Genomic DNA, 8,651 nt, shown 5'->3' with positions numbered 1-8,651 from the left:
CAAAACAGCCCGAACAAAAATGCCTGCCCCAAAAACAAAAACCCGCCGAAAATATCGACGGGTTTGTCAGCGGTCTGGAGGGCCCGGTAAACCGGGCCCTTCAAAACAATCCACGTCGACTATTCGTTGATCAGTCGCTTCAGAAGCTCGATCTCGTGGCTGAGCTTGGTATCGCCTGAGATCAATTCCTCGATCTTGCGCACGGCATGCAACACGGTCGTATGGTCACGACCGCCGAAGCGACGGCCGATTTCCGGGAAGGACCGCGGCGTCAGCGTCTTCGACAGATACATGGCGATCTGGCGCGGCTTGACGATGACGCGGGTGCGCCGGTTGGAGACGAGCTCCTGGCGCGACACGTTGTAGTGCTTGGCAACGACGCGCTGGATGTCCTCGATGCGGACGCGGCGCGGTTCGCCGGCGTTGACGAGATGGCCCAGCAGTTCGTCGACACGCTCGATCGACAGCTGCGGTTCGAAGGAACGGCGGAACAGCAACTGATTGAAGGCGCCTTCAAGTTCACGGCCGCTGGCCGTGACGTTGCGTGCCACATGGCTCAAGATGTCGCCGGGGATATCCAGCGAGGAATCGTCCTGCCGGGCAGTATCCAGGCGACGCTTCAGCATTTCGAGCCGCATGTCATAGTCCGGGCCGTCCATCTCGATGGCAACACCGCCCTGGAGACGCGAACGGACGCGGCTGTCGAGCGATTCCAGCTCCCACGGCGCACGGTCGGCAGCAACGACGACCTGCTTGGCGGAATCGAGCAGCATGTTCAGGAGATGGCAGAACTCATGCTGGATCGACTTGCCCTGCAGGAACTGCATGTCGTCGATGATCAGAAGGTCGATGTTGCGGAGCGACTCCTTCAGCGACAGCGCATCGTTGTCACGGATGGCGGTCGCAAAGCGCCACATGAAGTATTCGGCCGTCAGATAGACGACGCGCGGTGCACGCGCGCTCTGCAGCGCCTGGATGGCGATTGCCTGCAGCAGGTGCGTCTTGCCGAGACCAACGCTCGAATGAATGAAGAGCGGGTTGAACCGCACGGCGCCGGCGCCGGCTTCGGCGATGGTGCGGGCAGCGGCGAGCGCCACGCGGTTCGACGAGCCCTCGACGAAGCTTTCGAAATTGTAGCGCTGGTCGAGCGGCGAGCCGAAAAGCGGCGCCTGGGCCGGCTTCTGAACGCTGGCAATTGCCGCCGCGGCGACAGTCGCCACCGGCTGGGCGGCTGCCGGGCGGCGTGCCGGTGCGGCCGGGGCCGCCTCCGTTGCCTGCGGCAGCACGTCTTCCTGGGTTGCCGGACGCGCGCCACGGGTGGCGGTCCGCACCAGGATCTCGACCTTCATGATCTCGCCGTCTTCCTGCTGGAAGATCGACGTGATGAGCTCGAGATAACGGTTGTTGATCCAGGATTTCAGGAATGTGGTCGGCACCGAGAGGCGCACGACGCTCTTGGATACGGAATGGAGCTTCAGACGCCCAAACCAGCTTGCAAAGACATCCGGACCGACCTGAGCTTTAAGACGCGCACTTACCCGCTCGAACAGTGCGTCGTGCCTCATGTCGAATTTTTCCCCCGCCGCCTGCGATAGATTGCTTCCGGCTTGAAAGGCGTCTCCTTCTTTCTGAAGTGCGCCCGCCGTCACCAAATTCATCTGCATTTTGCCGCCTTCCAATTCATGTTCAGATGCCGTCATCGCTGCCGGCGTCATCTCTTATGTCCGTCGTCCACGGCGCCTCACATAGGCCATGCCGCTTTCGCCAAACGTCCAGTCGCAGTCAAAGCCGGGCTCCTCATCTCCCGTCCCGCTGCGCGCTACGCGCACCCGCCCGCCCATAAGGGCCGTAGGATGTCCCCTCGCGCCTCTTGCCAACAATCCTCCGGTGCGCTCCCGCACCGCCTCGGATCCTCCTCCTCGTCAACAGCCCTTCGCACCCTCGTACGAAGCGATGAGCCGCGCGTTGGATATCGATCCCCAGCCAGGCGCCGCTTGCACCTGCCTGCGGGATCCAAGCCCCACACCACAACCATAAGACGAAAGCTCCTCGTCCGGAGTGGAATGACCCATCCCGGTTTTGCACCTTCGACTTGTCTGATTGAACGACGTGGAGCCGCCCTGAACAAAGGACAGAAGTATCGAAACCATTTCTTCGAAATGGCGTCTTCTACTTCCTTTACAGATGTGGTCCGTGTCCCCTGTGGAGGGCATTTAGGCAGGATCGATGGGCAAGATCAATCGCGATTTTTACGCAACCTTAAGCGCTGGCCGTTGACTCTCTCGCTGCCATTTGCTTGCCGCATTCCGAGTCCGTGAAGAATCCCTGTTGAATCAAGGGTTTTGATTTTTCGCCCTTTGCTTAGCTGGCGAAAAAGAAAAAAAATAAAAATTCGCTTGACTCATTCCGGGGTCTAGAGACCCCCAGCCAGAGACATCCTTTTGATAAGGACCTCTCGCAAGCAATTGAAATCATTAAACAAAATTTGTCATCGCATTGACACAACATAATACTGTCGGATTAACCATCGCGATGACAGAAGTATGAATCCGAAAAGCCCGGCGCAAGGGCCGGGCTTTTCATCAACAGATTTTTCTTAGCCGGATTAGGCCGAAAGCGACTTCACGCGCTGCGCGAGACGCGAAACCTTGCGCGATGCGGTGTTGGCATGCAGGACGCCCTTGGTGGCGGCGCGCATCAGCTCGGGCTGAGCTGCCTTGAGCGCTGCGGCTGCAACTGCCTGGTCGCCGGTTGCGATCGCTTCTTCGACCTTGCGGATGAAGTTACGGACGCGCGAACGACGGGCCTTGTTCACTGCGGTGCGGCGTGCGATCTTGCGGGTCGCCTTTTTCGCCGAAGTTGTATTGGCCATTGGTGCCTCTCTTCGAAAACTGACATGAACTCCGCCTTCGCCGTGCCGGGTCACTGCGACCTGTCATCAAAGCAATTCGGGAGTATTTCCGGAAAGCCCAGAATGGCGTTCCAAACTGAGGGCGGCGTATAGCGGGAAACGGCCGCCCCGTCAACGCGCATTTTCCAGAATCTGCGCGCCGTGTTCTGGGCTAGCGATGTTTGAACTCCGGCTTGCGCTTGGCGACGAAGGCGGACATGCCCTCTTTCTGGTCTTCGGTCGCAAACAGCGAGTGGAAGAGCCGCCGTTCGAAACGCAGTCCCTCGGCAAGCGTCAGCTCCAGCGAGCGGCTGACGGCTTCCTTGGCCATCATGACTGCGGGCAGCGAGAAGGACGCGATCTTCTCTGCGGCAGCGAGTGCCTCCTCCATCATTTTTTCCGGCGCGACCACACGCGAAACGAGTCCTGAGCGTTCGGCCTCGGCCGCATCCATCATGCGCCCGGTCAAAATCAGGTCCATGGCCTTGGCCTTGCCGACCGCGCGGGTCAGGCGCTGGGAGCCACCCATGCCGGGGATGACGCCGAGCGTGATTTCAGGTTGACCGAATTTGGCCGTCTCGGACGCGATGATGAAGTCGCACATCATCGCCAGTTCGCAGCCGCCACCGAGCGCATAGCCCGAGACGGCCGCGATGACAGGCTTGCGGGCGCCGGCCACCTGCTCCCAGCCGCCGATGAAGTCGCCGAGATAGCCGTCGACGAAATCGAGCGACTGCATTTCCTTGATATCGGCACCGGCGGCAAAGGCTTTCGCCGAACCGGTGAGAACAACAGCGCCGATCTCCTTGTCGGCATCGAATGCCCTAAGGACGGCGGCGAGCTCGCGCATCACGGTCGAGTTCAGCGCGTTCAGCGCCTGCGGGCGATTGAGCGTGACGAGGCCGACGCGGCCGCGCGTTTCGACCAGCAGCGTTTCGTAGGTCATTCCAGTCTCCTCCGGTTCATCTCAGGTACCGGACCGCAGGCGGTCGGGCATTCATTTCTGGCAGTGCGGGCAATGGAAGGTTGACCGGCCCGCCTGCACGATACGGGCGACCGTACCGTTGCAGCCGGCCGTGCAGCAAGCCTCTCCTTCACGATCGTAAACGGAGAAAGAGTGCTGGAAGTAGCCAAGCGAGCCATCGGCCTGGATATGGTCCTTCAGCGACGAGCCGCCCGCGGCAATGGCATCTGCGATAACGGCACGGATTGCGTCCGTCAGCCGCTCGAGACCGTCCTTGGCCTTGCCATGGCTGTCGACAAGCTCGCCTGCCGGCTTCAATGGCGACAGGCCGGACCGCCAGAGCGCCTCGCAGACATAGATATTGCCAAGACCGGCAATGTTCTTCTGGTCGAGCAGGGCGGCCTTCAAGGGCTGCGCCTTGCGCTCAAAGCGGGCCGCGAGATAGGCGGCGTCGAGCACGTTTCCGGTCGGCTCCTCGCCAAGCGCCCGGAAATAGGCGTGGCTTGCTACCGTATCCCGGCGCGCGAGATCCATGAAGCCGAAGCGGCGCGGATCGTTGTAGATCACCCGGACCGGACCTGAGGCACCGTCGAGATGGAAGATGACGTGATCGTGCTTTTCGTCCTTGCCGCGCGGATGATGGAACTCGCCAGGCGTCTCGGGGGCCGCGCCCGCCTCGATGCGGAAGGAGCCGGACATGCCGAGATGGGCGATGATGACATCACCGGCTTCGAGATCGATCATCAGGTATTTGGCGCGGCGCGACAGCGAAACGATGCGCTGGCCGGAAACGGTGGCGGAGAAATTCGCCGGAAACGGAAATCTGAGATCCGGCCGGCGCAATTCCGCATTGACGATCAAGGCGCCTTCCATGGTCGGGGCCAGGCCGCGCTTGACGGTTTCGACCTCAGGCAATTCCGGCATGGATGCACTCCTTCATGTCACCGCATACAGATGCGGCTGATAGCATTTCCTTGGCGGCATTCTTATCCTATAGGGGTGCGCTATGCCGCAGGCGTCGACCCGCCCACGAGATAGCGCGTGACGGGCCTTTTCGCTATGGTGCCGACAAAATTGGTTCAGGTGGAGTTTTTCGTATGACGGATCAGCGCGTATCAGCCGATGGCGGCATGGAAACGTCTTTCGGTTTCCGCAATGTCGGCGCCGGCGAGAAGCAGCCTCTGGTCAACGATGTCTTCCATAAAGTGGCCAAGCGCTACGACATCATGAACGACGTGATGTCGGCCGGCCTGCACCGCGCCTGGAAGGACGCGATGATCGCCGCACTCAATCCGCCGCGTCGCGATGACTATAAAGTGCTTGATGTGGCCGGCGGCACCGGCGACATAGCCTTCCGCATCATCGAGGCGTCCGACCGCAAGGCGCACGCAACCGTCCTCGACATCAACGGCTCGATGCTTGCCGTCGGCGCCGAGCGGGCGGAGAAGAAGAAGCTTTCGGCCAACCTCGACTTCGTCGAGGCCAACGCCGAGGAACTGCCGTTCGAGGCAAACTCCTTCGACGCCTATACGATCGCCTTCGGCATCCGCAATGTGCCGCGCATCGACGTGGCGCTGAAGGAGGCGCACCGGGTGCTGAAGCGCGGCGGCCGCCTGCTGGTGCTCGAATTCTCCGAAGTGGAGATGCCGCTGCTCGACCGCTTCTATGACGCCTGGTCGTTCAACGCGATCCCGAAGTTCGGCAAGCTGATCACCGGCGACGAGGCGCCCTACCAGTACCTGGTGGAATCGATCCGCAAGTTCCCGAACCAGAAGGACTTCGCGACGATGATCAAGGAGGCCGGATTCTCGCGCGTCTCCTTCACAAATTACACCGGCGGCATCGCGGCGCTGCATTCCGGCTGGAAAATCTGATCCCCATGAGCACGCCTGGAGCATATGTCCGCCTCGCGCGGATCGGCTGGGTTCTCGTGCGCGAAGGCGTCGTCTCGGCGGTGCCAACGGAGCATCTGCCGCCCTTTGCCCGCTTCGCCCAGAAGGTTGCCGGGGTGTTGGCGCGCCGCAAGGTGCCGGGCGAAGAACGCAGCGATCGCCTGTCTCGCGCCGTTGCCCGCCTCGGCCCGTCCTATGTGAAGATTGGCCAGTTCCTGGCAACGCGCCCGGATGTCGTCGGTGCCGAGTTTGCCGCCGACCTGTCGCTTTTGCAGGACAGCATGGCGACTTTCCCTCAGAGCGAGGCGAAGGCGGCGATCGAAGGATCGCTTGGCCGGACGGTCGAGGATCTCTATGCAGAATTTTCCGAGCCGATGGCGGCAGCCTCGATCGCACAGGTGCATCCGGCGATCGTGCTTCGCGATGGCAGGCCAGAGAAGGTCGCCGTCAAGGTGATCCGTCCCGGCGTTCGCCAGCGTTTCGCCTCCGACATCGAGGCGATGTATCTCGTCAGCCACATGCAGGAGCGTTTCCTGCCCTATACGCGCCGGCTGAAGCCGGTCGAAGTTACCAAGACGCTGGAACAGACGACCAAGATCGAAATGGATCTTCGGCTGGAGGCGGCAGCCCTTTCCGAACTCGGCGAGAATACCAAGGACGATTCCGGCTTCCGCGTTCCGAAGGTCGACTGGGAACGGACCGGCCGCGATGTCGTCACCATGGAATGGATCGACGGCGTCAAGATGTCAGATATAGAGGGGCTGAAGGCCGCAGGACACGACCTCAACCAGCTTGCGGAAACCCTGATCCAGTCCTTCCTGCGCCACACGCTGCGCGACGGCTTCTTCCATGCCGACATGCACCAGGGCAATCTCTTCGTCGATGACGCCGGCCATATCGTCGCCGTTGACATGGGCATCGTCGGAAGGCTTGGAAAGAAGGAACGGCGGTTCCTGGCAGAAATCCTCTTCGGCTTCATTACTCGCGACTATCAGCGCGTTGCCGATGTGCATTTCGAGGCCGGCTACGTGCCCTCACACCACGACGCCGCGAGCTTTGCCCAGGCGATCCGCGCGATCGGCGAGCCGATCCACGGCCAGCCGGCCGAAACCATTTCGATGGCGAAGCTCTTGACCCTGCTCTTCGAGGTCACCGAACTCTTCGACATGCAGACGCGGCCCGAGCTCGTGATGCTGCAGAAGACCATGGTGGTCGTCGAGGGTGTCGCCCGCACGCTCAATCCGCGCTTCAACATGTGGAAGGCCTCCGAACCGGTCGTGGGCAAATGGATCCGCGACAATCTCGGACCGAAGCGCATCGTTGCCGATCTGCGCGACGGGCTGCATGCGGCACTGCGCCTGGCCGAGGCCGCACCCGAGATTGCCGCCCGCACGGAAAAGCTCTCCGGCGAGATCATGGCGATGAGCGAAAACGGCCTGCGGTTTGATGCCGAGACCGCGCATGCGATCGGCAAGGCGGAAGCCCGACACACGCGCTCCGGCCGCGTTGCGCTTTGGCTGATCGCGGCTACGCTCGTCTACATCGCTTGGCAGGTCACCTGATTGCTGGCTGCGCCGTAACCGGCGCGGCGGGCTTGCCTTTCCACTTCCGCTTGCTATCCTCGGCGCATGGACAATCGCTCGATTCTCGTCATGGTTCTTTGCACGCATACCCCAGGGGTGTGCGGGAGACCTGTTGCGCTAATCTGAGCGAGCCGTCCCCCACCAACCCTGCCGAGGCGAGCAGGGTTGGGTCCTGTTTCCTCGGAGCAAAGAGAGGAAACAATGACTGAGCCAAACGATCCCTCTGCGATCACCATCCGTGCGGCCCGCAGCAACGATTTTGAGGCGGTTGCGGCCCTGATGAACCAACCGGGCGTTCGTTCAGGAACGCTGCGCCAGCCTTTTTCCACCCCGGAGCAGACACGCAAGTGGATGGAAGCACGGTCGGAAGAGGATGTCGTCATCGTTGCCGAGCGCGCAGGCCAAATTCTCGGCATGGCCGGCCTGCACCGCAGCAAGGGTCGCCGGCACCATTCAGCCGGGCTTGGCATCAGCGTCGACGACAGACATCGCGGCAAAGGCATAGGTAAGTCTTTGCTTACCGCCTTGATCGATGCCGCCGACAACTGGCTCGGCATCAGCCGCCTCGAACTCACCGTGTTTACCGACAACGAGGCGGCAATCGCACTCTACCGCAAGTCCGGCTTCGAGATGGAAGGCACGCACCGGGCCTATGCGCTCAGGAACGGCGAATTGGCCGACGTCTTCGCCATGGCGCGCATCCGCGCTCCGGCCGGACCGCGCGCTTCATAGCGTACGGAATACGCGTCAGTCGGCACTGATCCTGGCCGGCCTCGCAGCCCCTCGGCAGCGGCCGGCCAGAACCATGTTCCATCCGGAACTGCGCGCCTGTCAGCGATGTGAGATCGTCTTTTCATGGATGACGAAACGATCATCCCAACCCATCCAGAGGAGAGAACATCATGCGCAAGATCATCATCGCAGCCGCCGTTGCCGTTACTGCCGCAATCTCCTTCGCAGCCCCGTCGCAGGCCGGCAGCATCACGATCGGCTTCGGCAACGGATACTATGGTCACGGCTGGAACGGGCATGTCGGCTATGTCGGCGGCTACTACGGCAATTCCTACTACTACGACGAGCCCTATTGCTTCATCAAGAAGGTCAAGCGTTACGACCACTACGGCAACCTGTACTTCAAGAAGATCCGCATCTGCCGCTGATCGACAGGGCGGGGGACTGGGGACGAAGCCCGGCCGTTTCGGCCGGGCTCAGACCGCTGACAAACCCGTCGATATTTTCGGCGGGTTTTTGTTTTTGGGGCAGGCATTTTTGTTCGGGTTGTTTTGTCGGAGAGAAAGAAGGGGGCCTTGGCTTACGCCATG

At 61.4% G+C, this 8,651-nt stretch carries 8 protein-coding genes; 4 read left to right on the top strand and 4 right to left on the bottom strand.

Annotation, left to right across the window (positions count from 1 at the left end; all coding sequences use genetic code 11):
• Positions 1–119: 119 nt before the first annotated feature.
• The 4 genes from dnaA to mutM form a co-directional block, all read right to left on the bottom strand.
• Positions 120–1,565: a chromosomal replication initiator protein DnaA gene (dnaA, locus tag MKZ91_RS31280; protein ID WP_336174913.1), complete on the bottom strand. Its 1,446-nt coding sequence runs from the start codon at positions 1,563–1,565 to the stop codon at positions 120–122.
• Positions 1,566–2,605: 1,040 nt separating this feature from the next.
• Complete coding sequence (gene rpsT / locus MKZ91_RS31275) at positions 2,606–2,872, bottom strand: 30S ribosomal protein S20 (protein ID WP_034797494.1); 267 nt, start codon at positions 2,870–2,872, stop codon at positions 2,606–2,608.
• A 190-nt stretch (positions 2,873–3,062) separates the two neighbouring features.
• Positions 3,063–3,836, bottom strand: a complete 774-nt coding sequence (locus MKZ91_RS31270) for an enoyl-CoA hydratase (RefSeq protein ID WP_336174912.1) — start codon at positions 3,834–3,836, stop codon at positions 3,063–3,065.
• A gap of 51 nt (positions 3,837–3,887) precedes the next feature.
• Entirely contained in the window at positions 3,888–4,778 is an 891-nt protein-coding gene (mutM, locus tag MKZ91_RS31265) for a bifunctional DNA-formamidopyrimidine glycosylase/DNA-(apurinic or apyrimidinic site) lyase (RefSeq protein WP_336174911.1), read from the bottom strand.
• A gap of 173 nt (positions 4,779–4,951) precedes the next feature.
• Here mutM and ubiE point away from each other — a divergent pair, with 173 nt between their 5' ends.
• The 4 genes from ubiE (at position 4,952) to MKZ91_RS31245 (ending at position 8,489) form a co-directional block, all read left to right on the top strand.
• Positions 4,952–5,728: a bifunctional demethylmenaquinone methyltransferase/2-methoxy-6-polyprenyl-1,4-benzoquinol methylase UbiE gene (ubiE, locus tag MKZ91_RS31260; protein WP_336174910.1), complete on the top strand. Its 777-nt coding sequence runs from the start codon at positions 4,952–4,954 to the stop codon at positions 5,726–5,728.
• A 5-nt stretch (positions 5,729–5,733) separates the two neighbouring features.
• Positions 5,734–7,308: a 2-polyprenylphenol 6-hydroxylase gene (gene ubiB, locus MKZ91_RS31255; protein WP_336174909.1), complete on the top strand. Its 1,575-nt coding sequence runs from the start codon at positions 5,734–5,736 to the stop codon at positions 7,306–7,308.
• Between the two features lie 222 nt (positions 7,309–7,530).
• Positions 7,531–8,061, top strand: a complete 531-nt coding sequence (locus MKZ91_RS31250; RefSeq protein ID WP_336174908.1) for a GNAT family N-acetyltransferase — start codon at positions 7,531–7,533, stop codon at positions 8,059–8,061.
• Between the two features lie 170 nt (positions 8,062–8,231).
• Positions 8,232–8,489 (top strand): hypothetical protein, encoded by a 258-nt coding sequence (locus tag MKZ91_RS31245; RefSeq protein ID WP_336174907.1) that lies wholly within the window; start codon positions 8,232–8,234, stop codon positions 8,487–8,489.
• Positions 8,490–8,651 lie beyond the last annotated feature (162 nt).

This window comes from Ensifer sp. MJa1, from assembly GCF_037026475.1.
Classification (GTDB): domain Bacteria; phylum Pseudomonadota; class Alphaproteobacteria; order Rhizobiales; family Rhizobiaceae; genus Ensifer.
Note: the sequence above shows the minus strand (reverse complement) of the source record. Positions and strands in the feature narration are given on the sequence as shown.